This window comes from Stenotrophomonas sp. EMP41, from assembly GCF_047495535.1.
Taxonomy (GTDB): domain Bacteria; phylum Pseudomonadota; class Gammaproteobacteria; order Xanthomonadales; family Xanthomonadaceae; genus Stenotrophomonas; species Stenotrophomonas sepilia.
Genome location: NZ_CP179923.1, coordinates 3,038,459 through 3,065,005 on the forward strand (window position 1 = coordinate 3,038,459; position 26,547 = coordinate 3,065,005).

22 protein-coding genes and 1 pseudogene are annotated in these 26,547 nt (G+C 63.7%); 11 read left to right on the forward strand and 12 right to left on the reverse strand.

What is annotated here, in order from left to right:
- The first annotated feature begins 97 nt into the window (after positions 1-97).
- Both ACMGRF_RS14025 and ACMGRF_RS14030 read left to right on the forward strand, forming a co-directional pair.
- Positions 98-985 carry an outer membrane protein assembly factor BamD gene (locus tag ACMGRF_RS14025; RefSeq protein WP_032960726.1) on the forward strand — a complete coding sequence of 296 codons (888 nt, stop codon included), beginning with the start codon at positions 98-100 and terminating at the stop codon, positions 983-985.
- An 80-nt stretch (positions 986-1,065) separates the two neighbouring features.
- A pseudogene (locus ACMGRF_RS14030) lies at positions 1,066-1,338 on the forward strand (lipase); the annotation flags it as partial.
- A 24-nt stretch (positions 1,339-1,362) separates the two neighbouring features.
- Here the strand turns inward: ACMGRF_RS14030 and ACMGRF_RS14035 are convergent.
- The 3 genes from ACMGRF_RS14035 to sucC all read right to left on the reverse strand — a co-directional run bounded on the left by ACMGRF_RS14035 (position 1,363) and on the right by sucC (position 5,246).
- Positions 1,363-2,997 carry an NAD+ synthase gene (locus tag ACMGRF_RS14035; protein WP_414485324.1) on the reverse strand — a complete coding sequence of 545 codons (1,635 nt, stop codon included), beginning with the start codon at positions 2,995-2,997 and terminating at the stop codon, positions 1,363-1,365.
- A gap of 179 nt (positions 2,998-3,176) precedes the next feature.
- Positions 3,177-4,052, reverse strand: coding sequence for a succinate--CoA ligase subunit alpha (gene sucD / locus ACMGRF_RS14040; RefSeq protein WP_005418610.1), 876 nt, complete (start codon positions 4,050-4,052; stop codon positions 3,177-3,179).
- A 24-nt stretch (positions 4,053-4,076) separates the two neighbouring features.
- Positions 4,077-5,246 carry an ADP-forming succinate--CoA ligase subunit beta gene (gene sucC, locus ACMGRF_RS14045; RefSeq protein WP_049416943.1) on the reverse strand — a complete coding sequence of 390 codons (1,170 nt, stop codon included), beginning with the start codon at positions 5,244-5,246 and terminating at the stop codon, positions 4,077-4,079.
- Between the two features lie 406 nt (positions 5,247-5,652).
- Between sucC and ACMGRF_RS14050 the strand changes: the two genes are divergently transcribed.
- Together ACMGRF_RS14050 and ACMGRF_RS14055 are read left to right on the forward strand one after the other, a co-directional pair.
- Complete coding sequence (locus ACMGRF_RS14050) at positions 5,653-7,266, forward strand: sensor histidine kinase (RefSeq protein WP_049416945.1); 1,614 nt, start codon at positions 5,653-5,655, stop codon at positions 7,264-7,266.
- Positions 7,267-7,326: 60 nt separating this feature from the next.
- On the forward strand, positions 7,327-8,700 hold the full coding sequence (locus ACMGRF_RS14055) for a sigma-54-dependent transcriptional regulator (RefSeq protein ID WP_049416947.1): 1,374 nt from the start codon (positions 7,327-7,329) through the stop codon (positions 8,698-8,700).
- 84 nt (positions 8,701-8,784) lie between these two features.
- Here the strand turns inward: ACMGRF_RS14055 and pilB are convergent, their stop codons facing one another.
- A complete protein-coding gene (pilB, locus tag ACMGRF_RS14060; RefSeq protein WP_414485325.1) occupies positions 8,785-10,515 on the reverse strand; it encodes a type IV-A pilus assembly ATPase PilB in 1,731 nt (576 codons plus the stop codon).
- Between the two features lie 363 nt (positions 10,516-10,878).
- On the opposite strand from pilB, the gene ACMGRF_RS14065 reads away from it, so the two are divergent.
- Genes ACMGRF_RS14065 through ACMGRF_RS14075 form a run of 3 tightly spaced genes read left to right on the forward strand, consistent with a single transcriptional unit; the run spans position 10,879 to position 14,217 of the window.
- The gene (locus tag ACMGRF_RS14065) at positions 10,879-11,751 is read left to right on the forward strand and encodes a glycosyltransferase family 2 protein (RefSeq protein WP_414485326.1); all 873 of its coding nucleotides are present in this window, start codon (positions 10,879-10,881) and stop codon (positions 11,749-11,751) included.
- Between the two features lie 11 nt (positions 11,752-11,762).
- A complete protein-coding gene (locus tag ACMGRF_RS14070) occupies positions 11,763-12,977 on the forward strand; it encodes a glycosyltransferase (RefSeq protein ID WP_414485327.1) in 1,215 nt (404 codons plus the stop codon).
- A gap of 43 nt (positions 12,978-13,020) precedes the next feature.
- Complete coding sequence (locus ACMGRF_RS14075; RefSeq protein ID WP_262224786.1) at positions 13,021-14,217, forward strand: polysaccharide biosynthesis protein; 1,197 nt, start codon at positions 13,021-13,023, stop codon at positions 14,215-14,217.
- Here ACMGRF_RS14075 and ACMGRF_RS14080 read toward each other — a convergent pair.
- Both ACMGRF_RS14080 and ACMGRF_RS14085 read right to left on the reverse strand, forming a co-directional pair.
- Positions 14,180-15,295 carry a glycosyltransferase gene (locus tag ACMGRF_RS14080; protein WP_032955899.1) on the reverse strand — a complete coding sequence of 372 codons (1,116 nt, stop codon included), beginning with the start codon at positions 15,293-15,295 and terminating at the stop codon, positions 14,180-14,182. The two genes, ACMGRF_RS14075 and ACMGRF_RS14080, sit on opposite strands and share 38 nt — an antisense overlap.
- Positions 15,292-16,104, reverse strand: coding sequence for an FkbM family methyltransferase (locus ACMGRF_RS14085; protein WP_262224784.1), 813 nt, complete (start codon positions 16,102-16,104; stop codon positions 15,292-15,294). The genes ACMGRF_RS14080 and ACMGRF_RS14085 overlap by 4 nt, the downstream gene beginning before the upstream one ends.
- A 169-nt stretch (positions 16,105-16,273) precedes the next feature.
- On the opposite strand from ACMGRF_RS14085, the gene ACMGRF_RS14090 reads away from it, so the two are divergent.
- A complete protein-coding gene (locus tag ACMGRF_RS14090; protein WP_414485328.1) occupies positions 16,274-17,365 on the forward strand; it encodes a glycosyltransferase family 4 protein in 1,092 nt (363 codons plus the stop codon).
- Positions 17,366-17,398: 33 nt separating this feature from the next.
- On the opposite strand, the gene ACMGRF_RS14095 is transcribed toward ACMGRF_RS14090, so the two are convergent.
- The 3 genes from ACMGRF_RS14095 to ACMGRF_RS14105 all read right to left on the reverse strand — a co-directional run bounded on the left by ACMGRF_RS14095 (position 17,399) and on the right by ACMGRF_RS14105 (position 20,260).
- The gene (locus ACMGRF_RS14095; protein WP_032957223.1) at positions 17,399-17,815 is read right to left on the reverse strand and encodes a pilin; all 417 of its coding nucleotides are present in this window, start codon (positions 17,813-17,815) and stop codon (positions 17,399-17,401) included.
- A 3-nt stretch (positions 17,816-17,818) separates the two neighbouring features.
- On the reverse strand, positions 17,819-19,708 hold the full coding sequence (locus ACMGRF_RS14100) for a hypothetical protein (protein ID WP_262224782.1): 1,890 nt from the start codon (positions 19,706-19,708) through the stop codon (positions 17,819-17,821).
- A gap of 114 nt (positions 19,709-19,822) precedes the next feature.
- Complete coding sequence (locus ACMGRF_RS14105) at positions 19,823-20,260, reverse strand: pilin (protein ID WP_032957219.1); 438 nt, start codon at positions 20,258-20,260, stop codon at positions 19,823-19,825.
- A 355-nt stretch (positions 20,261-20,615) separates the two neighbouring features.
- Between ACMGRF_RS14105 and ACMGRF_RS14110 the strand changes: the two genes are divergently transcribed.
- From ACMGRF_RS14110 to coaE, 3 genes are read left to right on the forward strand one after another with little or no spacing between them, the layout of a single operon-like run.
- Positions 20,616-21,872: a type II secretion system F family protein gene (locus tag ACMGRF_RS14110; protein ID WP_262224781.1), complete on the forward strand. Its 1,257-nt coding sequence runs from the start codon at positions 20,616-20,618 to the stop codon at positions 21,870-21,872.
- A gap of 7 nt (positions 21,873-21,879) precedes the next feature.
- On the forward strand, positions 21,880-22,743 hold the full coding sequence (locus ACMGRF_RS14115; protein WP_049416956.1) for a prepilin peptidase: 864 nt from the start codon (positions 21,880-21,882) through the stop codon (positions 22,741-22,743).
- Between the two features lie 11 nt (positions 22,744-22,754).
- Positions 22,755-23,366 carry a dephospho-CoA kinase gene (gene coaE, locus ACMGRF_RS14120; RefSeq protein ID WP_099487579.1) on the forward strand — a complete coding sequence of 204 codons (612 nt, stop codon included), beginning with the start codon at positions 22,755-22,757 and terminating at the stop codon, positions 23,364-23,366.
- A 173-nt stretch (positions 23,367-23,539) separates the two neighbouring features.
- Here coaE and ACMGRF_RS14125 read toward each other — a convergent pair whose 3' ends face one another.
- The 3 genes from ACMGRF_RS14125 to ACMGRF_RS14135 all read right to left on the reverse strand — a co-directional run bounded on the left by ACMGRF_RS14125 (position 23,540) and on the right by ACMGRF_RS14135 (position 26,478).
- A complete protein-coding gene (locus ACMGRF_RS14125; RefSeq protein WP_111177536.1) occupies positions 23,540-23,926 on the reverse strand; it encodes a hypothetical protein in 387 nt (128 codons plus the stop codon).
- A 541-nt stretch (positions 23,927-24,467) separates the two neighbouring features.
- Positions 24,468-25,838, reverse strand: coding sequence for a sensor histidine kinase (locus tag ACMGRF_RS14130; RefSeq protein WP_032954439.1), 1,371 nt, complete (start codon positions 25,836-25,838; stop codon positions 24,468-24,470).
- Positions 25,801-26,478 carry a response regulator transcription factor gene (locus ACMGRF_RS14135; RefSeq protein WP_005410804.1) on the reverse strand — a complete coding sequence of 226 codons (678 nt, stop codon included), beginning with the start codon at positions 26,476-26,478 and terminating at the stop codon, positions 25,801-25,803. The genes ACMGRF_RS14130 and ACMGRF_RS14135 overlap by 38 nt, the downstream gene beginning before the upstream one ends.
- Positions 26,479-26,547 lie beyond the last annotated feature (69 nt).

Genomic DNA, 26,547 nt, shown 5'->3' on the forward strand with positions numbered 1-26,547 from the left:
TGGAATTTTGGGGTCCCGGCGGCCGGTTTCAGTCGCTGGACAGGACACTAGGCTATCATCGACCCTTCGTATTCCAGCCGCGTCCCGCCTCGACCCCATGATCCGACGCTCCGCCATGCTCTCCGCGCCCGTCCGCCTCACCGCCCTGCTGCTGGTGCTGGTCATCGCCGCAACCGGCTGCCATCGCGGCGCCAAGAAGGGTGATCGCCCCGATGAAGGCGTGCCGGTCGAACAACTGTACGAGAAAAGCCACAAGCTGATGCAGGGCGGCAACTGGAGCGGCGCCGAAGCCAGCTTCCGCCGCCTGGTGGCCCAGTATCCGTACGGTCCTTACACCGAGCAGGCGATGATCGAAACCGCCTACGCCCAGTACAAGGCCGGCAAGCACGATGACGCGGTGTCCAGCATCGACCGCTTCATCCGTACCTACCCGACCCACCGCAACATTGCCTATCTGTACTACCTGCGCGGCCTGGCCAACTCCAACCGCAGTACGGTTTTCCTGCGCCGCGTATGGTCGCTGGATGCCAGCCGCCGCGATCTGTCCACGCCGCACCAGGCGTACTCGGACTTCAACATCGTGGTGGATCGTTACCCGAACAGCCGCTACGCCGCCGATGCGCGCCAGCGCATGCTGGAGCTGCGTGACGTGTTCGCCCAGCACGAACTGGACAACGCCCTGTACTACATGCGCCGCGGCGCCTGGGTGTCAGCCGTGGGCCGCGCCAACTACCTGCTGGAAACCTACCCGCAGAGCGCCTTCCAGTACGACGCCGTGGCCGTGCTGGCCGATTCCTACACCCACCTGGGCAACAAGACCCTGGCCGACGACGCCCGCCGCGTCCTGCAGCTTAACCAGCCGGACCACCCGTGGCTGGAAGGCAAGTGGCCGAAGTACCCGTGGATGATCCGCAAGCTCAACCCGTTCGCCGGCGAGAAGTCCGCCAGCACCGGCCAGCGCAACGCGCGACTGGAAAAGAAGTAAGCGGGGGCCCCGAAAGGGGCCCTTCTTCTTTGTGGAGTCGAGCCATGCTCGACTGCTTTCCTCGTCCGCCTCTCGGCGCCGGGGCAGTCAACGCCTACCACGCGTACCTGCTCGATGGCCTGCTGCAGGTCGCGCCGCAGATCGACCGCGTCCTCAGCGATGCCGGCCGCGCCCATGTGGCAGTGGCACGCGAGCAGTGCCTGGGCGGACTGGCCACCACGCTGGACGGCGCCGACACCGGCAGCATGTTCACTGCACCGCTGGCCAGCGTGCCGGGCATCTGGGCGGCGCTGTACGACTATCTCGGCGTACCGCGCCGCGGCTTCAGCCAACCGCTGATGCCGGCCAGCGGCCGGCACTACCCGCCAGGCGCTGCCTCAGCCCTTGTAGCCGTTGCTGATCGGGTAGCGCCGCTCGCGGCCGAACGCGCGGCGCGAGACCTTTGGCCCCGGCGCGGCCTGGTGCCGCTTCCACTCGCTGATGCGCACCAGGCGCAGCACGCGGTCGACCACGGCTGCGTCGTAGCCGGCGGCCACGATCTCCCCGCGCGACTGCTCCTGGTCGATGTAGCGGTACAGGATGCCGTCCAGCACGTCATAGGCCGGCAGCGAGTCCTGGTCCAGCTGGTTCTCGCGCAGCTCGGCCGACGGCGGGCGGCTGATCACCGCCGGCGGGATCACCGGTGCGCCGCCCACGGTATTGCGCCACTTGGACAGGCCGAACACTTCGGTCTTGTACAGGTCCTTCAGCGGCGCATAGCCACCGCACATGTCGCCGTAGATGGTGGCGTAGCCGACCGCGTACTCGCTCTTGTTGCCGGTGGTCAGCAGCAGGCCGCCGAACTTGTTGACCAGCGCCATCAGGATCACGCCGCGGCTGCGCGACTGCAGGTTCTCTTCGGTCACGTCCGGCGCGGTGCCTTCGAACATCGGCGCCAGCGATTCCATCAGGCCCTTGAACGCCGGCTCGATCGACACAGCCTCAAGCTTCACCCCCAGCGCCCGGCACTGCTCGGCGGCCAGGTCGTTGGACAGGCCGGCGGTGTAGCGCGACGGCAGGCGCACGGCGGTCACGTTCTCCGCGCCCATCGCATCCACGGCCAATGCCAGCACCAGGGCCGAGTCGATGCCGCCGGACAGGCCCAGCCACACCTTGCTGAAGCCGTTCTTGCGGCAGTAGTCCTGGATGCCACGGGTCACCGCGCGCCAGGCCAGCGCGTCCATGCTCTCGTCGCCGTCGTCCATCCACACATGCGGCATGAAGCGGCGGGTCTCACCGTCGTAGTCCACCACCAGCCACTGGTCGACGAAGGCAGCAGCGGCCGGGTGCACCGTGCCATCACCATCCGCCACCACCGAAGCACCGTCGAACACCAGCGCATCCTGGCCGCCCACCACGTTGAGGTAAGCGATGGCCGCCCCGCTCTCGCGGGTACGCGCGGCCAGCACGGCGTCGCGCTGCGCGTGCTTGCCACGCTCGTAGGGCGAAGCATTCGGCACCACCACCAGCTGCGCACCCGCGCGCATGGTGTCGGCCAGCGGCTCGGCAAACCACAGGTCCTCGCAGATCAGCAGGCCGACCGGAATGCCATTGACCTCGAACACGCAGCTGCCACCATCCGGATCGACGTCGAAGTAGCGGCGCTCGTCGAAGACCGCGTAGTTGGGCAGTTCGCGCTTGCGGTAGGTCTGCTCGACCAGGCCGTCACGCAGCACGCTGGCGGCGTTGTAGACCACCGCGCCAGCCGCCTGCGGCCAGCCGACCACGGCGGTGATGCCACGGCAGGCGGTGGCGATGCGGGTCAACGCCTGCTCGCACTCGTACAGGAAACCCGGGCGCAGCAGCAGGTCCTCCGGCGGGTAGCCGCTCACCGCCAGCTCGGGGAACATCACCAGCTCGGCGCCGTACTCGTCGCGCGCCTGGCCGATCATCTCGATGATGCGCTCGGTGTTGCCGGCGACGTCGCCGACCGGGAAGTCGAACTGCGCCATCGCGATGCGGATCGAAGCCATGGGAATCCAGCCTGTGGTTGCAATGCTTCCATTGTAACGCCGGGGTCAGATCCGTTTTGCGCAGCAAAAGGATCTGGCCCCACGCCAGACGCAGAAAGGCCGCCCCAAGGCGGCCCTTCTGTTTCAGGCAGCCGGCCAGCGGCCGGCTCTACAGCATCGTCTGCCGGAGGCAGTCGATCTTATTTCACCAGCTTGGCGATGGCAGCGCCCAGGTCGCCCGGCGAACGGACGGTGACCACGCCAGCGGCCTCCATCGCGGCGAACTTGCCTTCCGCGGTGCCCTTGCCGCCCGAGGCGATCGCACCCGCGTGGCCCATGCGCTTGCCGGCCGGAGCCGACGCACCGGCGATGAAACCGACGACCGGCTTCTTCACGTGGTTCTTGATGTACTCGGCGCCGGCTTCTTCAGCGTCACCGCCGATCTCGCCGACCATGATGATGCCTTCGGTCTGCGGGTCTTCGTTGAACAGCTTCAGGCAGTCGACGAAGTTCAGGCCGTTGATCGGGTCACCGCCGATGCCGATGCAGGTGGACTGGCCCAGGCCGACTTCGGTGGTCTGCTTGACCGCTTCATAGGTCAGGGTGCCCGAACGCGACACGATGCCGATCTTGCCCGGCTTGTGGATGTGGCCCGGCATGATGCCGATCTTGCACTCGCCCGGGGTGATGACGCCCGGGCAGTTCGGCCCGATCAGCACGGTGTCCGGGTAGGAACGGGTCAGCACGTTCTTGACGCGCAGCATGTCCAGCACCGGGATGCCTTCGGTGATGCAGACGATGACCTTGATGCCGGCAGCCGCAGCTTCCAGGATCGCGTCGGCCGCGAACGGCGGCGGCACGTAGATGACCGAAGCGTTGGCGCCGGTGCTCTGCACGGCATCGGCAACGGTGTTGAAGACCGGCAGGTCGATGTGGGTGGTGCCACCCTTGCCCGGGGTCACGCCGCCAACAACCTGGGTGCCGTACTCGATCATCTGAGTGGCGTGGAAGGTGCCCTGCTGGCCGGTGAAGCCCTGCACGATCACCTTGGTGTTCTTGTTAATCAAAACAGACATGGGAATTTCCTTCGGTGTCGTGGATCAGGCGGCGTTCTTGACCGCTTCAACGACCTTCTTGGCGCCGTCGTTGATGTTGTCAGCCGGGATGATGGCCATGCCGCTGTCACGCAGCAGCTGCTTGCCTTCTTCCACGTTGGTGCCTTCCAGGCGCACCACGACCGGAACCTTGACGCCCACTTCCTTCACGGCGGCGATGATGCCTTCGGCAATCATGTCGCAGCGGACGATGCCGCCGAAGATGTTGACGAAGATGCCTTCCACCTTGTCCGAGGACAGGATCAGCTTGAACGCCTCGATGACGCGCTGCTTGTTGGCACCGCCGCCCACGTCCAGGAAGTTCGCCGGCTCGCCGCCGTTGAGCTTGATGACGTCCATGGTGGCCATGGCCAGGCCGGCACCATTCACCATGCAGCCGATGTTGCCGTCCATGGTGACGTAGTTGATGTCCAGCTCCGAAGCGGTCACTTCGGTTTCATCTTCCTGGGACTTGTCGCGCATTGCGACCAGTTCCTTGTGGCGGAAGTTGGCGTTGTCGTCGCTGTTGAACTTGCCGTCCAGCGCGTACAGGTTGCCATCGTCCAGGATCGCCAGCGGGTTGATCTCAACCAGCGCCAGGTCCTTTTCGTTGAAGATGCGGTACAGGTTCACCATGATGTTGGCGAACTGGCCGGCCTGCTTGGCGGTCAGGCCCATCTTGAAGCCGATGTCACGGCCGTGGTAACCCTGCACGCCTTCGACGAAGTCCACGTTCAGGGTGTGGATCTTGTCCGGGGTCTCGGCAGCGACCTGCTCGATTTCCATGCCGCCTTCGGAAGAGGCGATGTAGCTGATGGTGCGGGTGCCGCGATCCACCAGGACCGACAGGTACAGCTCCTTGACGATCTCACCGGCGGTGGTCACCAGCACCAGGTTGATCGGCAGCTCGACGCCGGCGGTCTGGTAGGTGGCCATCCTGGTGCCGAGCATCTTGGCCGCTGCGGCCTTCACGTCGTCGACGGTCTTGCAGAACTTGACGCCGCCAGCCTTGCCGCGGCCGCCAGCGTGGATCTGCGCCTTGACCATCCAGGGGCCCTGGCCCAGCGACTGGGCGACTTCAACCGCCTCGTCCGGGGTCGCCGCGACCTTGCCGGCCGGGACCGGGATGCCATATTCGGCAAGCAGTTGTTTTGCCTGGTATTCGTGGAAATTCATGCGTCACCGTGGGAATAGGAACGACCGCACGCAATTCCTCAGGGCCCCCTGGAAGAGGCACCGGCACGGACCGCGGCGGGCCCACTATTGTGGCCGAGCCGGCGCCGGGGCGCAAAGAAGTCTGTACGAAACGCCAGAACCGGCCAGATTTCCGCCGTCATTCAGGCAGTTGCGCCCGGGGGCCGGCTGGCCAGCGGTATCCAGCCCGGGCCAAATGCGCGATCCGGGCCGTACCGGCGGGCCCCTGCCCGGGGCCCTATACTGGTCAACCAAGGTGTGCAGCGTCGGGGGTGCTCGACGGCTTCCACCGCAGGCCACATCGAAGCGACGTACCGCCGGCCTCAGGGGACGCCGGGCAGGCCCGCCGCAGATTCCAGACCCAGGCAGCCAGAAGGGGAGTTCCGGCGTGTCACCCAGTGCTTCATTGATCGACCGCATCGAATCGATTCCGCGGCGTGAGCTGTATTTCTTCGCGCTGTACCGGGTGCTGATCGCCTCGGTCATCGCCGCCCTGCTCTACAGCCCGCTTTCGGCCATGGTCGGCGAAGCCGACCACCCGCGGCTGGCCGACACCGTCGCCGCCATCTACCTGGTGCTGTCGCTGCTGGCCCTGGTGATCGGCCGCAACGAACGCTGGCTGCGCCCGATCGTGGTCAGCGGCGTGCTGGTGGACATCGTCGCCGCCACCCTGTTGTCGCATGCCCTGCCGGGTGCCAGCGCCGGCATCTCGATGTCGCTGCTGTTCAACATCGCCGCCGCCGCCACCCTGCTGCCGCTCAGCCTGGGGCTGGGCCTGGCGCTGGCCGCCAGCCTCGCCACCGGCGTGGAATACACCTGGAAGCTGCTGGAAGGTGGCGACCCCACCCGCACCCTGGCCGAACTGGCGATGTTCGCCACCAGCTACCTGGCACTGGCCTTCATCAGTTACCAGGTCGGCAGCCGCGCGCGCCGCAACCAGCAGCTGGCCAACCAGCGCGGCGACGAAGTGGCCAACCTGTTCCAGATCAACGAGCTGATCATCCGCCGCATGCGCACCGGCGTGCTGGTGGTCGACGCCGACAACCGTGTCACCCTGGCCAACGAGGCCGCCTCGATGCTGCTCGGTGACAGCGACGGCAGCGGCGAAAGCGGCCGCCTGGACCTGGCCAGCGCCGCCCCGGAACTCGCCCGTCGCCTGCAGCGCTGGCGCAACGGCTGGGCCCAGGACGAACTGCCGCTGCAGCTCAACCCCGACCAGCCCGAAGTGCAGCCCCGCTTCGCGCGCCTGCTGGCCGGCAGCGACCTGGCCCTGGTGTTCCTGGACGATTCCAGCGTGGTCTCGCGCCGCGCCGAGTCGCTCACCCTGTCAGCAATGGGGCGCTTCTCGGCCAGCCTCGCCCACGAGATCCGCAACCCGCTGGCCGCGATCAACTACGCGGTGCAGCTGCTGGAAGAAGGCACCGGCTTCAACGAAAGCGACCGCCGCCTGCTGCAGATCATCCGCCAGCAGTGCCAGCGCACCAACGGCATCGTCGAAAGCGTGCTGGGCCTGGCCCGACGCGAGCGCGCCACGCCCGAAAACGTCGACCTGGCCGCCTTCGTGCGCCGCTTCGTGCTGGAGTACAAGCAGGGGCAGACGCTGGAAACCGACAGCATCGAGCCGATCATCAACGACACCTCGGTGCTGGCCCAGGTCGACAGCAAGCACCTTTACCAGGTGCTGACCGTGCTGGTGCACAACGCGCTCAAGTACGGGCGCATCGGCCAGCAGCCGGCGCGGGTGCGCCTGCGCGTGGCGCAGCACGAGCGCAGTGCGGTCATCGACGTGATGGATCGTGGCCCCGGCATTCCCGAGAGCGTGGCCGCGCAGTTGTTCCGGCCGTTCTTCACCACCTCCGAGCACGGCACCGGGCTGGGCCTGTACATCGCCCGCGAGCTGTGCCGGGCCAACCAGGCACGGCTGGACTACATCCCGGTTCCGGCCGGTGGCTCCTGCTTCCGCCTGGTGCTGCCCGGCCCGCATACGCTGTTGCCCACCTGATCTCGATTCTGTGCGTCAAACATTTGTCGCTTCCAGCCCCCTCGTTTATCTTTCACGCCCATGAACGAAACCCGCAGCGCCCTCGTCGTCGACGACGAACGCGACATCCGCGAACTGCTGGTACTGACGCTCGGCCGCATGGGGCTGCGCATCAGTACCGCAGCCAACCTTGCCGAAGCGCGCGAACTGCTGGCCAGCAATCCGTACGACCTGTGCATCACCGACATGCGCCTGCCGGACGGCAATGGCATCGAGCTGGTCAGCGAGATCGCCCAGCACTACCCGCGCACGCCGGTGGCGATGATCACCGCCTTCGGCAGCATGGACCTGGCCGTGGAAGCGCTGAAGGCCGGCGCCTTCGATTTCGTCAGCAAGCCGGTGGACATCGCCGTGCTGCGCGGCCTGGTCAAGCACGCGCTGGAACTGAACAACACCGAGCGCCCTGCACCCGGCCCCGCCGCCGAACAGGGCGCACGCCTGCTCGGCGATTCGCCGGCCATGGACGTGCTGCGTACCACCATCGGCAAGGTCGCGCGCAGCCAGGCGCCGGTCTACATCCTCGGCGAATCCGGCGTGGGCAAGGAGCTGGTCGCACGCACCATCCACGCCCAGGGCGCCCGCGCGGCCGGCCCGTTCGTGCCGGTCAACTGCGGTGCCATTCCCGGCGAGCTGATGGAGAGTGAATTCTTCGGCCACCGCAAGGGCAGCTTCAGCGGCGCCCACGCCGACAAGCCCGGGCTGTTCCAGGCCGCGCATGGCGGCACCCTGTTCCTGGACGAAGTGGCCGAGCTGCCCCTGCAGATGCAGGTGAAGCTGCTGCGCGCGATCCAGGAAAAGTCGGTGCGCGCGGTCGGCGCCGCCAACGAAGAGCCGGTGGACGTGCGCATCCTCTCGGCCACCCACAAGGACCTGGCCGAGCTGGTCGAGGACGGGCGCTTCCGCCACGACCTGTACTACCGCATCAACGTGATCGAACTGAGGGTGCCGCCGCTGCGCGAGCGTCGCCAGGACCTGCCGGAACTGGCCGCGTCGGTGCTGGCACGACTGGCCCGCAGCCATGGCCGCCCGACGCCGTTGCTGGCGCCGTCGGCACTGGACGCACTGGCCCAGTACGCCTTCCCCGGCAACGTGCGCGAACTGGAGAACATCCTGGAACGCGCGCTGGCACTGGCCGAAGAAGACCGTATCGGCGCCGACGACCTGCGCCTGCCGCAGCATGCCCCACGCACGCCCGGCAGCGCAGCGCATGCCGAAGCGGTGGTGGACCTGCAGCCCGGCAACGCCGCCCTGCCCTCGTACATCGAACAGCTCGAACGCAGCGCCATCCAGCGCGCGCTGGAAGAAAACCGCTGGAACAAGACCCGCACCGCCGCGCAGCTGGGCATCACCTTCCGCGCGCTGCGCTACAAGCTGAAGAAGCTGGGGATGGAGTAAGCACAGGGTCACCCAATCTGGTAGTGCCGGCCGCTGGCCGGCAACCTCATGCATCGCGGCATCCACGCACGGCGTGGATCGACCTCAATCCTTGGTAACGCGGTTGATCTCGGCCAGGCTGGTAATGCCCGCCGCCGCCTTCTTCAACGCCGACTGGCGCAGATCGTTCACCCCGATCTGCTGCGCGGCCTCGGCAATCTGCAACGCATTGCCGCCAGCCAGCACGATCGTGGCGATCTCGTCGGTCATCGGCATCACCTGGTAGATACCGGTACGGCCCTTGTAGCCCTCGGTGCACTCATCACAGCCGACCGCCTCGTACAGCTCGATACCCGCGTCCAGCTGCGCCTGGGTGAAGCCTTCGGCCAGCAGCGCATGCTCGGGCAGGTTGGCCGGTCGCTTGCAGTTGCCACACAGCCGGCGCGCCAGGCGCTGCGCGATCACCAGCGTGACCGAGCTGGTGATGTTGTACGGCGCGATGCCCATGTTCATCAGGCGCGCGATGGTCTGCGGCGCATCGTTGGTGTGCAGCGTGGACAGCACCATGTGGCCGGTCTGCGCCGCCTTGATCGCGATCTCGGCCGTTTCCAGGTCGCGGATTTCGCCGACCATGATGATGTCCGGATCCTGTCGCAGGAACGAGCGCAGCGCCGCAGCGAAGGTCATGCCGCGCTTGTTGTTCTGCTGCACCTGGTTCACGCCGGGCAGGCGGATTTCCACCGGGTCTTCGGCGGTGGAGATGTTGCGCGTCTCGTCGTTGAGGATGCCCAGCGCGGTGTACAGCGACACCGTCTTGCCCGAACCGGTCGGGCCGGTTACCAGCACCATGCCGTACGGCTTGTGGATGGCCTCCAGGAACAGCTTCTGCTGGTCCGGTTCGTAACCCAGCTTGTCGATGCCCAGCTTGGCCGCGCTGCCGTCCAGGATACGCAGCACCACCTTCTCGCCGAACAGGGTCGGCAGCGTGCTCACGCGGAAGTCGATCTGCTTGGTCTTGGACAGGTTGAGCTTGATGCGTCCGTCCTGCGGCACGCGCTTCTCGGCGATGTCCAGCTGCGCCATCACCTTCAGGCGTGCGGCGATGCGCTGGTTCAGCTTCACCGGCGCGCGCGCGACCATCTTCAGCAGGCCATCGATGCGCAGGCGCACGCGGTAGTCATCTTCATAGGGCTCGAAGTGGATATCCGAGGCGCCCTTGCGGATCGCGTCCACCAGCACCTTGTTGACGAATTTCACCACCGGGGTGTCATCGCCCTTGGCGTCGATGCCGGCGTCGCCGGCTCCGGAAATGTCCTCGTCACCGCCGGACACATCCAGGTTGCCAATGCCATCGTCGTCACCGCTCAGCGCGTCGCCCAGCGTGTCATGGCTGGCATGCCACTGCTCGAGCGTGCGGCGGATCTGGTCCTCATCCACCAGGATCGGCTCCACCACCAGGTTGGTGTGGAACTTGATCTCGTCCAGCGAATGGGTCGGGTTGCTGGTGCCCACGAACAGCTTGCCGCCGCGCCTGAACAGCGGCAGCACGTTGTGCTTGCGCAGCAGCTCCTCGCTGACCAGGCTCATCGCGTTCTGGCTGGCGTCGAACGTGGACACGTCGAACAGCGGCATGCCGAACTCGACCGCGTTGGCCGCCGCCAACTGGGCCGCCCCGACCACCTTGTTCTGCGCGAACCAGGTCGGCAGCGGCTGGCGGGCCGCAGCGGCCTTGGCCATGGCGTCGCGGGCGGAAGCCTCGTCCAGCGCACCATCCTGGACCAGGCGACGGGCCAGGCCGGTGATGCCGACGAGGTTGGCGGTGGTTACGGCGTTCATATGGATCCTTGGCTCATCATGGGTCAGGCAGTGCGGCGCGCCTTCCAGAGGCACCGCACAGGGCAGCAGAACCTGCCGCGACCCGATGGCCGACGACGACGCCAATCCTTCAGCATGACTGCCTCGCCCGGCACTCCCAGCCCGGCAGGCACGATCCTGACTCCCCCGGGGATGATAGCCCCGTCAACGGCCCGCCAACATCCCTTCTGGTCACATGTTTCCACATCGCTTTCGTCTACAGCCGCTCCTCAGACTACTTCAGGTTGGAGGAGGTCTGACCCGTGCCTTTCCTTCCGCTCCTTCCCCGCCCCATTCAGGCACCGCAGCGGAGTACCATTGCACCGGGGAAAATGGGGACACACTTTGAATCAGCTCAGCATCATCCTGCCGGCCAAGAATGAAGCCGAAGGCCTTCTTCGCACGCTGCCGGAACTTCGTTTGCAGTACCCACTTGCAGAGATCATCGTAGTCGATGACGGCTCCACCGACGCCACCGCAACAATTGCGCGGGAACAAGGTGTTCGGGTGCTTTCCAGCCCCTATTCGATGGGTAACGGTGCCTCGATCAAACGTGGCGCACGCGCAGCCTGTGGAGACATTCTGGTGTTCATGGATGCCGATGGGCAGCATGACCCGGCCCACATCCGGGCATTGCTGGATAAGCTGTCCGAAGGCTACGACATGGTCGTCGGCGCTCGCGACAGCAGCGGCCAAGCCAACGTTCACCGCGGCCTTGCCAATCGATTCTACAACTGGCTGGCCAGCCATATGACCGGCTTCAAAGTAATGGACCTGACTTCGGGCTTCCGTGCGGTACGCGCGCAACGCTTCCGCGAGTTCCTGCATTTGCTGCCTAACGGATTTAGCTACCCAACGACCAGCACCATGGCATTCTTCCGAAGCGCCTACCCTGTTGCCTATGTCCCCATTCCTGTCGCGAAGCGTGTGGGGAACGGTAGCCACATTCGTCCGATCAAGGATGGAATCCGCTTCCTGCTGATCATCTTCAAGATTGCCACCTTGTACTCTCCCCTGAAGCTGTTCGCACCCGTGGCGCTGGCCTTCTTCCTTCTGGGCTTGGGCTACTACGGGTATACATTCGCGACCATGCATCGCTTCACCAACATGAGCACACTGCTGTTCAGCGCATCGGTGATCATCTTCCTTATCGGCTTGGTATCGGAGCAGATCACCGGCCTTACCTACCTTGCATCGCGGAAGGACTCAACCGAGTGACTGAGGGAGGCATGCAGACCGCCTCTCTTCCGGGGCTGCTGGTCGTGGCGTCCACCTATCCGCGGTGGGAAGGAGACACCGAGCCTGGGTTCGTGCACGCCCTCAGCCGGCATCTGACCGGTGATTTCCGGGTCACTGTGCTATGTCCTCACGCTCCTGGCGCCGCCACCCAAGAGAAACTGGACGGTGTACAGGTCATTCGCTATCGCTACGCGCCGGAAGGCATGGAGCAACTTGTCAATGGTGGTGGCATCACCTCCAACTTGCGCCGCCGACCTTGGATGCTTGCACTGTTGCCCACGTTCCTGCTGTGTCAGTGGTGGGCATTGCAACGCGAGCTGCGGCGAAATCGTCACGAAGTGCTGCATGCACACTGGATCATTCCGCAGGGACTCACAAGCGCGCTGCTGCCAAGACGCCTCCGCCCCCCGATGCTGATTACATCTCATGGCGGAGATCTCTTCTCTCTGAAGGGGCGGCTCCTCTCGGCCGTGAAACGATTCTCCCTAGCTCGCGCACAAGCGGCCAGCGTCGTCAGTCAGGCGATGGTGGCGCCCTTTCGCGCATTAGCGGCGAACCTTCCCTTGGCAGTTTCGCCAATGGGCGTGGACCTTCAACACCGCTTTGTCCCCTCCCCAGTGAAGCGGGCACGTAACGAACTGCTGTTCGTCGGACGACTGGTCGAGAAGAAGGGATTGACGTACCTGATTGATGCTTTGCCACTCGTCCTGGCTCGTCATTCCCAGGTTTTCCTCACCATCGTCGGACACGGGCCGGAACTACCAGAACGGGAAGCTCAGGTGGCAGCATTAGGTCTGCAAAAGCACGTCCGTTTCGCCGGTCCGGTGACACAGAACGCGCTTCCCGCGTACTACCAACGTGCGACTACGCTCGTCGCTCCCTTCGTCGAGGCCCGCAACGGAGATCAGGAAGGGCTTGGATTGGTTACTGTGGAAGCTCTCGGTTGCGGCTGCCCGGTCGTTACCACGGACGTGCCGGCAGTACGTGATGCATTTCCAGCAGGCCCGCCTCGCTATCTGGCCACGCAACGATCCTCAGCTTCGCTTGCAAGCGTACTCATCGAACTGCTGAGTGCACCGGAACAGGCGCAAGCGTGGGCGCACGCACAACGAGCTGAGCTGGTAGCTCGCTTCGACCATTCGCAAGTCGCCGCAGACTATGCGAAGCAACTACGCGCCATCATGGAGCCCCAGAATGTCCGCTAGGCCACCGCGCCTTGGCAACCTTGCTAGGACCTCGATCCTGGTGATGTTCTGGCAGGGCATGCGGATGGCGTGCTTGGCTGCATGGATCATCCTCGGCGCTCGCGTTTTGGGGGCAACCGACTACGGCCTGTTCTCCGGCACGGTTGGCACGGCCTCGGCTCTTGCCGGCCTAGTCGGGCTGGGCAGCGGCATGCTGATGTATCAATACAGCACTGCGGACCACAGTAAGTTTCCCCGCTATTGGAAGCAGAGCCTTGTGCTCTGCGCCCTGAGCGCAGCGCCACTTTCCTTGGCCTTTTCTCTACTGACCGCTGGCTTGATGTCGTGGCCCGCACTCGGCCTTGTCGCGCTTTCGGAGATCATCGCATTCCCTATCGTCACCAATGCTGCATTCGCATTTTCAGCCAATGATCGTTTGGGCTGGGCCGCTGCCCTTCCCGCATTGAACGCAGGCATGAGGCTTGCAGCCATCTGCATCTTCGGGCTGCTACCGGTCGACCACAACCTGACGACCTATCTATTGCTGCACCTGGCCTCTTCGGCATGCAGCGCGGTGCTGGCCCTCATGCTGGTCCGGCGAATACTGCGCCCCGGCCCAGCACACCTGCAGATCGGACGCAGCGATCTGGCTCATGGTACGGGACACGCCGCTGCCTGGAGTTCTGCCGTTGCCGTGACTACGCTGGATAAATCGCTCGTCCTGCATGCAGGTGGAAGCGAGCTAGCCGGCTTGTATGCTGCGTGCTATCGCATCGCGGCGGTAATTGCGATGCCACTCGATGCAATGGTCATGTCAGCGATGCCGCGGTTGTTCCGTGCGCAACCAGTGTCCCCCCAGCATCTACACCTGATCGTTTCAATGATCTTGGTCGCGACGGCGTATGGAACGCTGGGGGGCCTCGTGCTGTGGTGTACCGCCAGCATCTTGCCCTCCGTGCTCGGTATTGAGTTCTCTGCTGCCATTCCCGGCCTGCAATGGATGGGCCTGTTCATCATCGGCTACAGCCTGCGCCAAATCGCCTGTAATGTGCTGATTGGACGTGGCAAGAAAATGCATCGATTCGTCATCGAGACTCTCGGGCTGGTGATAATGACCTTGATCGCCGCAGCCTGGATTCCTGCACACGGACTGTTGGGAGCGGTTTGGATGATCATCGTCGCCGAAGCACTGATGGCAATGGCCGCATGGTTGACTGTGATTTTCAGTCCCGGCCCTGAAGCCGCTCAATTGCCAAGCTGAAGAGCTCCAGATACGCCTCACAGGCTGCATCGATGGAGAATGCCTTGCTACGTTCGCGAAGATCTTCAGCAGCCACCTGCCGCCTTCCATTCAGCACATTCCTCATGGCCTGGGCCAATGCATGCGCATCTCCCACAGGCACCAGTTGACCAAACTGACCGCCGCCCAGGACTTCCGAAGGACCGTGTGGGCAGTCGGTAGCAATCACCTGAACGCCGCAGCTCATGGCCTCGACCAGAACATTGCCAAACCCTTCGTAGTCTGACGGCAGCACCAGCGCCGTGCTTCGGGCCATCCAGGGCAGCGCATCCTCCACCCGCCCCAGCAGCGCGCAGTCGCTCTGGAATTTGCTCCTCTCAATCCACTGGGCCACACGCGCACCTTCCGGCCCCTGTCCCAGTATGAGCAAACGTGCCGGATGGGTGGCTCGCACCAGCACAAATGCCTCCCAAAGAAGATCGAGGCGCTTCTCCGGTGAAAGGCGCCCCGCATAAATAAAAACGGGAACATCGTCATGCGGGAAGGGCCACGCCTGAGAAATGTGCCTTGCCTGCACACCCTCCGTACTGACCAATGGGTTGTGAATCACTCGTATTCCGGAGCGAGGGAGCTTCAGCTCAGACGCCATTTCTGCCGCCAACGCCACAGAAACAGCGACCAGACCCTGGGACCGCGTCAGCATGCCCCGCATCGCCCAACGAATCAATTCCAGTTTGAGCCTGACAAACCCACGAGCCGCCCGCCTGGGCCCTGACAGCGAAAGATGCTGAGCCACAACGACTGCCGTAGAAGGATAGAGAATGCGGCGCCAGAAGGTGACCCATACCGCAATGTCGTTGGAGGTAGTGACCACGACGCGTGGCCGCTCACGTCGGATGCGCAAGGGCAATCCAAGGAGCATCTGCCAGGCACCGCGCGGAGCGATGAACGTCACTTCACCATTGTCACCCGGCCCATTCAGATCACGCCCGGCGATGATACTCACCGAGCATTTTCTCTTCTTGAAGCCACGCGCGAGGTTCAATTGCACGCGCTCCAATCCGCCGGCTTCCCAGCGGCTGGCCAGCAGCCAGATCATGCAACCTCCAAGGCCCGGACCGGCCCTGCAATGCAGATCACATCCTGATAGTCACGCAGATCCTGAACACCGATCCGAACCAACCGCCGCCTCGCCTCCAAGCGATAGAAGCGATAGCCCAATGGCGATAGCAGCTCCAGAATCTCCCGACTATGGTATCCAGCGGCCAGGCTGGAGCGCTCCTGCACTTCCACCGCAATTATCGGCAGGAAGCGTCGTAGCGTTTCGATCCCCCCCTGCAGACAGGGCAACTCACCGCCTTCAATGTCGACCTTCAATAGGTCCAGCCGTGACAGGCCAATACGCCGTACGAGTTCGTCCAGCGTCGTGATGTCGACCATTCCAATGCGCTGGTCGACGCCCTCGGTTCCATGCAGGCTCCCCAGCCCCAGATTAACTTCATCCACATCATGCTGTCCGTAGGACGCATAGATCGCCTGCCGGCCAACCTCTCCCGCCAAGCCCTGCTGATGGACCTGCACTATCCCCTGCAGCCCATTGCGCCGCACATTCAATCGCAATTCGTCAGCAATCCCGGCTATCGGCTCCAATGCGACGACATGACCGGCACTGCCCACTCGATTCGCGCAGACCAGGCTAATCTCCCCGATGTTGGCACCCACATCGATCACGGTCATTCCCCGCTCGAGGAGACGGTCGAGGAGAGAGACGAGGCGAAGGTTGTAGTAGCCCATCCAGAACATGCGACGCTGCATATGCTCGGCAAGATCGAGGGTCATGATGAACCGGCCATCGAAATCGCGTACGGTCTGCCGCCCGCGGGCCCGACGGAACAGGCGGCGCAGCATGCTCTGCACCCAGCCCGGCCGCTCCCCGATGCGCAGCTGATTACCCACCTGCCTCAGCGCTGTTGCAAATCCCATGCCCCCCCCCGCAGGTGACTTCCCACCTTCAACTGGCCCATGATGATGCACTACCCATCTGATTTTCCATACAGGTCAGTCCATGCATGTCCTCATGCTCAGCAAGCGGCAGTACACCGGACGCGACCTCATCGACGACCGCTATGGCCGACTCTGGGAAATCCCGGAAGCACTTGCGCGCCGTGGGCATGCCATCAGCGGAATCGCACTGAGCTATCGGCATCGAGATTCCGGGAATTTCCTGTCTGCGGCAGGGGTTCAATGGCGTTCCATCAACGCTCTTTCACTCGAGACCATCCAGTTAGAACGTGCTATCAGGCGACTTCACCAGCAGCACCCTATCGATGTCCTCCTGACAAGCTCTGATGCACCATGCACCGTGCTCGGTGCAAGCTTGGCGAAGCACATCCATACTCCTCACGTTGCAGATCTCTACGACAATTACGAATCTTTCGGACTCAGCCGGATCCCAGGCATGCGCGCCGCGTTCCGTCGCGCATGTGCGGGCTCAAAGGCAATCAGCGCAGTAACACATGCCCTGGCTGATCACGTGAAATCCACCCTTTCAACACCTATCCCAGTACATGTCATTGGCAACGGAGTCCGCCGGGATCTGTTTCATCCGATCGACAAACGTGTCAGCAGGGAGATGCTTGGTCTTCCCGTGAAGGCTCGCCTAATTGGCTGTGCCGGCGCCCTCGATCAAAGCAGGGGGATTGAAGATCTATTCCGAGCATTCCAGACACTTTCAGAGCGCCACCCCGACATCCACCTCGTCATTGCCGGCCCCAGGGATGCCACCCTTCACCGCTACCCACATCCCAGGATCATCGATTTCGGCGTCATCGGCTGGAAGCAGGTCCCGTTACTAATCAATTCACTCGATGTATCAGTAGTCTGCAATCGCAATTCAGGGTTTGGGCGTTTCTGCTACCCATTGAAGCTAGCGGAATCGATTGCCTGTGGTGTGCCGATCGTCGCCTCAGACGTTGGTGACACACGACGGATCGGCGGGGGCGCAATACGCGTATACGCCCCCGGCGACATCAATGATCTCGTAGAATCCATCGATCTTCAGCTTCAGATGCCGCTTTCCAATACCGCCCTGAGGGCCTTCGACTGGGAAGAGCGAGCCATTCAGATGGAAGCGCTTCTTCTAGAGGCGACACGCTCAAATCACCCCTGAACTCTCGTTCAAGCCCCGGGACCGGACTGTCGTCTAGCGACAGGATGTGGGCACATACCGGGCGTCCAACCCTCCACAAGACCAGTTCACCGCCCCGTTGGTATCGCTCGCGGTAAGAACTAGTGTCTGTCCGGCGACCTTCGCGCTGGCCGAAGAAGCAAAGGCCACCGAGATCGATCCGGTACCGTCAACGGTCACCGATCGGACGAATCTTCCGGAGACCGACCCTGGAGCAGCCATGCCCGCGGCGCGATTGTCGGCAGGAAACTGCCCATGGTCGGAGTAGTAGGTGGCTATTGCCTCCTTGGCCCCGGTCGACAACGAGAGCCCCTCAGCTACCTGTCCTCGAGCAACATAGTCCTGGTAGGCCGGCAGCGCAATTGCCGCCAGGATGGCGATGATAGCAACCACGATCATGAGTTCGATCAAGGAAAATCCACGCTGATTCATGTACTACTCCCCTGTTGTTTGTTGGCTCGCCACCAGCCAATGCTCCAGGCCCTCAATGTCCCGGTCATATGCATGGCGATGATTGACGGCTCGCAGGATCCCCAATCCTTGCCTAGCCTCACTGACCTGAAGCAAGTTCGATGCCAATCCCATCCTCAGCAACCAAAGCCGGCATCCCAGGTCCTCCGGCGAGATCTGCACGGCCTCACGAATGAGCCTCATCGCTAGAGACGGATCTTTCATCACGTTGAAGGCGTAATTGGAGAACACTACCCGGACCCTCGACGATTGAGGATTCTCTGCAGTTGCGGTCGACAACAGAGCAAACAGTGCCTGCTCTTCAACTGGCCTGCACCCCCCCTCAACCCGGCATGCGACGATCGCTTCAAGCGCCCCGACTTCCTGTGGTCCCAATGACCGCCTGGATATCTTCCGCTCAAGTGAACCCCATATCTCCCGGGGCTGCGCCCGCCCTTGATGCGACTTGAGAATGATCAGTGCCTGCTCGGGAAGTGGCGAACTACCGGGCAATGAGGCCGCATGCGTAAACTCCTTCTCAGCCAGCGCCCAGGCCGGGGAGGCAGGATCGGCGGGGGCCGATGCCAGCAGTGCTCGTCCAAGTTCATAACCGGCCCGCGAAGAATCAGGATTACGGTTGGACAACGTGAGAGCAAGGCGCATTGGATCTGCCCACGTCTGCACCTGGATCCACCCCATGGCCGCAACAAAAAGCAGCAGGACTCCCCCTACCGTACGGCGTGCCTCAACGGTCCACCTCTGCATCACCGCGGCCAGTGGTTGCACCAGGGCAAGAGCGATACCCACGATTGCCAGGTAGTTCCGATGTTCAAATGCCAACTCCAGCGGCACAACGTTACTGGTCAGCAAATGGCTGGCAAAGAACCATCCGATGCCAAGTGCCGTCAGGGGCCAGCGCTTGCGCAGCCCCCAAGCCGCTGTCGACAGCGCGACCAGCGCCAGCACCGGAACTATGAAAGTAGTTGAACGCCAGGATGGCGGGACCTGTGCATTGTCGTAATAGAACTTCAACGACTCGGGCCAGGGAAGCATGATCTGCTGAAGGTAGTTCAGCAGAATCGCCGGTTGCGAGTACAACCGGCCTGCCAAGCTGAAATCACGTGCCGAGTAGCGTTCCGGCGCCAGGGCGCCAGGCAGAATCACTGCGAAATATAGAAAGATCGCCCCTATCGCTCCAAAGGCATATAGGAGGGAAATTGCGCGCGCGCGTGTTCCATCCGGATTCCGGAACTTGAGGAGAAACACCTCGATCAAGAGTGTGTAAGCTGGAATGAGTATCGCGGTCTCTTTGAAGCCCAAGCCAATCCCGGCTCCGAACACCGCACAGCACCACCAGAGCAACGACGCCCGGGACCAGGGAGCGCTGCCGCGCGCCTTGAGATAGCAGAGAAGCGCGATCAGGACTCCCGTCGCCCCTCCTATTTCCATGCGCTGCACGACATAAAGGACGGTAGACACCTGCAATGGATGAACCATCCACGCGGTGGCGACCATGAAGGCCGTCAAGCGCACCTGTGACCACGAAATGCTGAGCACTCGCCTGATCAGCATGGACGCCAGGGCGAACACCAGCACTGAATTCAGGAGGTGTAGAGCCAACCCGGTCGCCTTCATCGGCCAAGGCGCCAAGCCAGTAAAGTAGTAATTCAGGCCGAAACTGAGAATTGCCAATGGACGGCCCACGTCGCCCGTGACCCCATTGCCCATGACCTGCGCGATGGAAGTAAAGTCCATCGAGGTCAAGCGCCAATCCGGATCGTCCACCAGATTGGGAAAGTCATCAAAGATGAACCCCCCATTCAAGCCATTCCAGTAGACGCCCACACCCAGCAGCGCCAGCAGGACAAGACCCACCAGAGGCAGCAGTCGCTGAGCAGGCACACTTCGCATCGAATAGAACTCCCCTTGCCCCAAAAAGAAAGGGCCGCAAAGCGGCCCTTTCCCCATACCGCTATGCCGTCTGCGCGATTAGCGGCAGGACGACGGACGGTACTTGGCGTCGATGGTCGTGGCGGAGCCCTTGCAGTCCCAGGTGATCGAGCCGCCAGCGTCTGCCGGGACCAGCGCAAAGTCGCGACCGGCGACCTTGGAGCTCACCGAGCCCGAGCCCTTCATCTTGGCGGTAATCACGCCGTTGGCACCAACGGTCACGCTGGCCACGTACTTGCCGTTGATCGACGACGCGCCAGCAAGGCCGGCCATTGCATTGGTGGTCGGGAAGGCGCCCTTGTCGGCGTAGTACTCGGTAACAGCGGTCTTGGCACCCGAGCTCAGGGTCATCGCTTCGGAAACCTGCGAGCGTGCCACATAGTCCTGGTAAGCCGGCAGCGCGATGGCAGCCAGGATGGCGATGATCGCAACAACGATCATCAGTTCGATAAGGGTGAAGCCCTTCTGGTTCTTCATTTGGTACATCCCCAAGATAAGTGGTGGTTGATTTCAGAAGTCAGGATCGGTCTGACCAGTGGTCAGCTGAGCGGGTCCTGCCCCCTGCGGGTGGATCAACGCAGGTTGCGTGCCAACCCCGGCACGCCTCCCCCTGGATTTCCCCGCGCCCATGATGGCAGCTATTTCACGGATGGGAACCCCCCGGATGCGAATCTGCGATGGACGCGGCAATGTGACGCAGTGCGTCACCTTTGGTCGGCACCCGGCACGAATTCGCATGATGGTGCCCCCAACAACTGCCCAGACGGGCACGAACCCGCTACCATCGACGGCTAGACGCCCGCCTGGGGATGGCGGGTCTTGGGGAGCCGATATGTCTGTCAGTCGCAGTGCGATCAAGAAGGAGCCCGTGGCGCGCAGCACCACGGACCTGCAGCCGTTTGTCTGGGAGGGGACGGACAAGCGGGGTGTGAAGATGAAAGGGGAGCAGGCCGCGAAAAACGCGAATCTGCTGCGGGCCGAGCTGCGCCGCCAAGGCATCACCCCGGGCACGGTCAAGCTAAAGCCCAAGCCACTGTTCGGCGCAGCCGGCAGCAAGATTTCGCCGAAGGACATTGCATTCTTCAGCCGCCAGATGGCGACGATGATGAAGTCCGGTGTGCCGATCGTCTCAGCGCTGGACATCATCGCCAGCGGGCACAAGAACCCGCGCATGAAGAAGATGGTGGACGGCATCCGCACCGATATCGAGGGCGGATCGTCCCTTCATGAGGCAATCAGCAAGTATCCGGTGCAGTTCGACGAGCTCTATCGCAACCTGGTGCGTGCAGGTGAAGGCGCCGGTGTATTGGAGACGGTGCTTGATACCGTGGCCAACTACAAAGAGAACATCGAAGCCCTGAAGGGCAAGATAAAAAAGGCTCTGTTTTACCCTGCAATGGTCATTGCGGTAGCGCTCTTGGTCAGCTCGATCCTGCTGATCTGGGTGGTTCCGCAATTTGAGGACGTCTTCAGGGGATTTGGCGCTGATCTGCCAGCATTTACTCAGATGATCGTAGCCGCATCCCGGTTCATGGTCTCTTGGTGGTGGCTGATCGCGATCATCGTCATCGGCAGCATCGTAGGTTTCACCATGGCCTACAAACGCTCGCCGAAGATGCAGCACGGGATGGATCGCTTGATCCTGAAAGTGCCAGTCATTGGCCAGATCATGCATAACAGCTCGATTGCCCGCTTTGCCCGCACGACCGCTGTGACTTTCAAGGCTGGCGTACCACTGGTAGAAGCCTTGGGCATTGTTGCAGGCGCTACCGGCAATACGGTTTACGAGCATGCCGTATTGCGCATGCGCGATGACGTCTCGGTCGGTTACCCGGTCAACATGGCCATGAAGCAGACCGCCCTGTTCCCACACATGGTCATCCAGATGACGGGTATCGGTGAAGAGGCGGGTGCCCTGGACGCCATGCTGTTCAAGGTGGCCGAGTACTATGAGCAGGAGGTCAACAATGCCGTTGATGCCTTGAGCAGCCTGCTCGAGCCGATGATCATGGTGTTCATTGGTATCATCGTCGGCGGCCTGGTCATTGGCATGTACCTCCCCATCTTCAAATTGGCATCGGTGGTCTGACGCATACATGGCATTTCTCGACCAGCATCCCGGCCTCGGCTACCCCGCCGCGGCCGCCCTGGGGCTGCTGCTGGGCAGTTTCCTCAACGTCGTCATCCTGCGCCTGCCCAAGCGGCTGGAGTGGCAGTGGAAGCGCGATGCGCGCGAGGTCCTGGAGGAACCGGACTTCTACGAGCCCCCACCACCGGGGATCGTGGTCGAGCCCTCGCATTGCCCGCACTGCAAGCACAAGCTGAGCTGGTACGAGAACATCCCGCTGTTCAGCTGGATCATCCAGGGCGGCAAGTGCCGCCACTGCAAGGCGCCGATCTCGTTGCAGTACCCGCTGGTCGAGGCCCTGACCTCGGTGCTGGTGCTGGCCTGCGTCTGGCAGTTCGGTTTCGGCTGGCAGGGCTTCGGCGCCATCGTGCTGACCTGCTTCCTGATCGCCCTGTCCGGCATCGACCTGCGCACCCAGCTGCTGCCCGACCAGTTGACCCTGCCCCTGATGTGGCTGGGCCTGATAGGCAACATCGACAACCTGTACATGCCGGCCAAGCCTGCCTTGGTCGGCGCGGCGGTGGGCTATCTGTCGCTGTGGATGGTGTGGTGGCTGTTCAAGCAGCTGACCGGCAAGGAAGGCATGGGCCACGGCGATTTCAAGCTGCTGGCCGCCCTCGGCGCCTGGTGCGGGCTGAAGGGCATCCTGCCGATCATCCTGCTGTCGTCGGTGCTGGGCGCCATCATCGGTTCGATCTGGCTGTACACCCGTGGCCGTGACCGCGCCACGCCGATCCCGTTCGGCCCCTACCTGGCGATCGCGGGCTGGCTGTACTTCATGTGGGGCGCGCCCGTGGTGGAGCAGTACCTGGTGATGAGCGGACTGCGCTGAGGGGAATCCCCATGAGCCGGTATGTGGTGGGCCTGACCGGCGGCATTGCCGCCGGCAAGAGCGAGGTGACCCGGCGCTTCGAGGCGCTGGGCATCGTGGTGGCCGACGCCGATCTGGCCGCCCGCGCGGTGGTTGCCGCCGGCAGCCCTGCCCTGGGCCGCATCGCCGAGCGCTTCGGCGCCGACATGCTGCAGGCAGACGGCGGCCTGGATCGGGCACGCCTGCGGGCCCACGTGTTCGCCGACCCGACCGAACGGGCGGCGCTGGAAGCGATCACCCACCCGGCCATCCGCCTGCTGATGCAACAGCAGTGCGCGCAGGCCACCAGCCCCTATGCGATTGCCGCCATTCCGTTGCTGACCGAGGTCGGTGGGCGGCAGGCCTACCCGTGGCTGGACCGGGTATTGCTGGTGGACGCGCCCGAGGCCGTGCAGCACGCCCGGCTGATGCAGCGCGACGGCATCGACGCCGCGCTGGCCGACAAGATGATCGCCGCCCAGGCCACCCGTGCGCAGCGGTTGGCACTGGCCGATGATGTGGTGGTCAACGATGGCCACCCGGAGGACCTGCAGGCGCAGGTGGAACAGCTGCATGAGCGGTATCTGGGGTTGGCTGGGGGTTGAGTCCTGGTTGCCGGCCAGCGGCCGGCACTACCGAAGCGCATCCGCGCATTGCGGCGATCTACCCGGCGCCACCGTGGAACTGCTGTAGAGCCGAGCCCACGCTCGGCTGCGATCATCAAGCCGAGCATGGGCTCGGCTCTACAAAGCGTTCTGCATCCACGCATGGCGTGGACCTACTCCAGCTGCAGGCGGGCATAGCGGGCCAGTTCTCGTGCGCCGAGCAGCAATCCGTCGACGACATCCGGGCTGAGCTGCTGGTGTGCACCGCCCTGCTCGCGGGCGGCTTCGGCGGCGTGCAGCACCTGCATGAGTGCATTCAAGCCAGCCAGGGTGCGGCTGAGACCGGCCATGGTGGCCGCCTGGGCAGGGCTGAGGCCCTGCGCTTCCAGCCGTCGGCCGTCAGCTGCATCGCGCCCGTCCATGCGGGCCAGCAGCGCGGGCAGCAGATCCCTGGGATCATCGAGCAGGGTTTCGATGCGCTCGGCGACGTCGGCGGGGAGCAGGTCGGCGGCTTCGCCGATCAGTGCGTGCAGTTGGGGGAACAATGGGCGTGCGGACATGGTGAATCTCCTCGCAGTCGGCGAGCCACCTGCGGATGCAAGGTGGCGGACGGTGCGGGTTGGCGTACCGGAGACCCAACAACTCAAGCGCGAGGAAAAAGACTCCAGCGGATTCTGATGAATCCCCACGCACCATCCGCCGAAACAAGGCAGCCGATGCATTTTCCATGATGAGCCGCAGCACACCCGGAGCGCTTGAGTTGAAGGTTTTTTTCAGGACGCCAATCCCGGCCAGGGCACCTGCCCCGGCCGCCCCATCTGGCCATCACGCAGCGCTGTGATCTGTAAGGAAGTTCTCAAGCCGCAGTTGGGTGCACGAATGCGTGCATGCGGACACGCGCGCGGCGTGGCGGCGATCACGGTGATGTCGTGTTGGGCTTGTGGCGCATCACGTCTGCGAAGCTAATTCGATGGCACAAGCGACACAGAGCGCAAAACGAACCCGCTGTAGAGCCGAGCCTATGCTCGGCTCCGGGAAGCCACCGCAGCCGAGCGCGGGCTCGGCTCTACAAAAGTGGAGCACCCACCAAAGCAGGGGCCCTTACAACGGCTTCGGCGAGAACGTCAGCGTGGCGATCACGCCGCGCTCGCCGCCGGGGCGCACGCTCACCTGCCAGCCATACAGATCGCACAGGCGGCTGACGATCGACAGGCCGATGCCGCCGCCCTGCGAATGGCCGGCGTGCGTGCCGCGGTAGCCGCGCTGGAACAGTTTGGCCGCATCCTCTTCGCTCAGGCCAGGGCCGCTGTCGGTCACGGACACCGAATTGCTACCGACAAAGACGCGCACTTCGCCATCCTGCGAGTACTTCACCGCATTGCCGATCAGGTTGCCCAGCGCCACCGACAAGGCCGCCTCCGGCGCATCGATCACCAGATTGCGCTCGCCTTCCAGTGCCAGCTCCAGTGGCTTGCCGCCCAGCTGTGCGCGGTGGGCGTCCAGCAGCTGTTCGGCCACGCGGGCGACGTTGCTGGTGCCCTGCCCGCGTTCGTTGCGCGACAGCAGCAGCAACGCGCCGATCAGGTCGCTGCACTGCTGTTCGGCACGCTGGATGCGCTGCAGGCGCTGCAGCACCTTCTCATCCAGGCCGGGCCGGGTCAGCAGCAGTTCGGTGGCGCCACGGATCACCGCCAGCGGCGTTCGCAGCTCGTGGCTGACGTCAGCATTGAACTCACGGTCGCGCTGCACCACTTCGGTCAGCCGCGACGAATAATCATCCAGCGCCTGCGCCAGCTGCCCCACTTCGTCATCGGGGAACCGTGGCGCCAGCGGCTCGGGCTCGCTCGTGCCGCCGCGATAGGCACGCAGCCGCGCGGCCAGGTCCGATACCGGCTTCATCACCTTCGAGGCCGACCACCAGCCCAGCACCAGCGACAACAGGCTGAACACCAGCACGGACAGCACCAGCGCGCGGTTGAGCTGCTGCCCGCCGCGCACGCTGTCGGTCATGTCGTAGGCCAGGAACGCCCAGGCGTCAGGCGTCTTGCGCACGGCCAACTTGTAGGAATAGCGCTGGCCGCGCTCGTCCACGCCGCCCATGTTGTACAGGCCATCCTTGAACTCGTACCAGTCCGGCTCTTCCTCGCGCAGCGCCTCGAACTTGTCAGGCTTGATCAGGCGCGCACGCATCTGCTGCACGGGCAGGTCGGGGTTGCGATCCGGGCTCTCGTAGAACCGCCGCACGTACTCGTTGATGTTGCGGTTCATCACGTCTTCGACCAGCTGGTTTTCCACGCGCATGCGGGCCCAGTTGGTGGCGAACGCGAACAGTGTCGTCAGGCAGAAGCCCAACAACACGAACGAGACGATGATGCGGCTGCGCAGGCGCCGCCGATACGGCGAACGCCGGCGCTCCCCCTTGGTTGCCACGGAATCAGGCTTCCGGGGTGGCGATGCGGTATCCGATGCCATGGCGGGTCTGGATCAGCGGCACTTCAAACGGCTTGTCGACCACCGCACGCAGGCCGTGGATGTGGACACGCAGCGAATCCGAGTCGGGCAGCTCTTCGCCCCAGACGCGGGTTTCCAGCTCCTGGCGGGTGACCACGGCCGGCGCGGCTTCCATCAGGGCCTGCAGGATCTTCAGCGCGGTCGGATTGAGCTGCAGCAGCTTGCCCTGGCGACGCACTTCCAGCGTGTCCAGGTTGTATTCCAGATCGCCGGTTTCCAGCACGCGGGTCTGCACGCCCTTGCCGCGGCGCGACAAAGCGTTCAAGCGCACTTCCACTTCCTGCAGCGCGAACGGCTTGATCAGGTAGTCGTCGGCGCCGGAGTCGAAACCGGCCAGCTTGTTGTCCAGCGAGTCGCGGGCGGTCAGCATCAGTACGGGGGTCTGCTTGCGCGCTTCGTTGCGCAGCTTGCGGCAGACTTCAATGCCGTCCATGCCCGGCAGGTTCAGGTCCAGAACGATGGCGTCGAACTCGTGGACCACCGCCAGGTGCAGGCCGGTCACGCCGTCGGCGGCGAAGTCCACGGTGTGGCCACGATCCTCAAGGTAGTCGCCAAGGTTGGCGGCGATGTCGCTGTTGTCTTCGATTACGAGAATGCGCACTGGGACCTCTGGTTCTTGAAGGGTCGTCGGGGGGCCAGGCCCACCCGCTCAGGATGCCCCTGTGCGGGT